This is a genomic window from Gelidibacter sp. (assembly GCF_035577925.1).
Lineage (GTDB): Bacteria > Bacteroidota > Bacteroidia > Flavobacteriales > Flavobacteriaceae > Gelidibacter.
This window is the reverse complement of record NZ_DATJCY010000335.1, coordinates 1-1,528: the sequence shown is the minus strand read 5'-3', so window position 1 is coordinate 1,528 and position 1,528 is coordinate 1. Positions and strand designations below refer to the sequence as shown.

Below are 1,528 nucleotides of genomic sequence, written 5' to 3'. Positions count from 1 at the left end.
GGTCGTCAGGCAGTGCTGTATTTAGTGCTCCTGGAGACGTAAAGACCTTCTTTGCGTCCGGATTCGACGCAAACTACACCTACAACACCAATGGAGTGGTTTTACTTTATGTTGACGACGGTCACGGAGTTAAACTCGTCCCCTTTAAAACGGATCGGAGTTTAGGAGCCGGTCGAGCGGTAGAATTCCGAATGGTATTTAATTTAACAAATCCAGTTTATAATAGCAATGTTTTCCCAGTCGTAGCCCTTACATCAGGGACTTGGGGTGACCAGGCGATGAAAAATGATTATTTATCAAAGATAAAATGGAAGCTTATTGTGATTCCTGAGGTGATTGCAAAAGCACAAGCAATGAAACAGGTCGATTTAAATGATCTTAATGCAGTTAATAAACTGTTTGATTTAAAAAATTAAAGTACCACTGGCTCTGTCTTTCTATTAAATTTGATAGGGACAGAGCATGTTTTACCAAGCAATTGGATCTACTTATAATCCTAAAATGATTGAAAAAGGAAAGCTAGCGGATGCCTTTGATGGAATTATTTTTGTAAAAAAACAAATAGATCTTCCTTAATTTTAAAGTAAATTTATAGATTATCAATAATCTTTTGAACCAATTCATAATCTCACCAAAGCAAAGGGCAATTATTACGTAGGACTGACATTTGAAACGTGAAATAAAAAACGTGTGGTAACACCGTGTATAAGTTATGGCTTGGTCTGTGCCTAATTGAAAAAGCCTACAGTTAGTCGCTTTATTGACTTTGTGAAGAAAGGACAGCTTGAAAAAGGTAAAATAGTTTACCCATTATATTTTCCGATTACTTTGTAAGAAATTTTCCCACATTTTATTTTAAACGTAGAAAATTCATTTTCCTTTAAATAATCAAAATAATCAATGGGGTCTAGATCTATAGTAACAGAATTGTTGCTTTCTACTATTAAAGCATTTTTAATTACGTAATTATCAATAAAATAATTATTGTCAATTTTGTAAAATTCAACTTCTTTAAAACTTAATTGAATTGTTTCGTAGGTATAATTTTTCAACTTATTTGCACAAGTAACTATTAAATCTATTTCATTAAGTTGTATTTCTATTTTAGAAATCCAAGAATCACAGAATTCTCCATATTCTTCTTTTATTTTTTCAATCATGATCATTTATTAAAAAGGGCGTAAAGGAATTTTAATGAAAGGTACGTGATTTTGGGGTATATGACCACTCTGAAAATTTCCAGGAATGGTAAATTGATGTCCATGAGGGAAACCCATATTATGGGGTGTATAATCATTCTGAAAATCTAATAGGCTTTGTTCATTGTAATGATAAGTTGATAATGGATTAGCTGAAAGCTATCAAAAAGATGAGCAAGAAATTACGTTAATTGAAGAACAATATCAAATGATTGATAAACGTAGAGAAGCGCATTTAAAAGGAGAAAACTGTATCTAGAAGCGTTTATAAAACGGTTTCCCTTCATGATCATTTATGATGTTATAAATAAAAAAGTAATCGGACTCAA

General features: G+C 32.1%; 2 protein-coding genes. One reads left to right on the top strand and one right to left on the bottom strand.

Annotated elements, in window-relative coordinates; all coding sequences use genetic code 11:
• The coding region (locus VNJ50_RS13035; RefSeq protein WP_325582612.1) for a hypothetical protein at positions 1–416 on the top strand (416 nt) is incomplete at its 5' end.
• A 387-nt stretch (positions 417–803) separates the two neighbouring features.
• On the opposite strand, the gene VNJ50_RS13030 is transcribed toward VNJ50_RS13035, so the two are convergent.
• Positions 804–1,160: a hypothetical protein gene (locus VNJ50_RS13030; RefSeq protein WP_325582610.1), complete on the bottom strand. Its 357-nt coding sequence runs from the start codon at positions 1,158–1,160 to the stop codon at positions 804–806.
• Positions 1,161–1,528 lie beyond the last annotated feature (368 nt).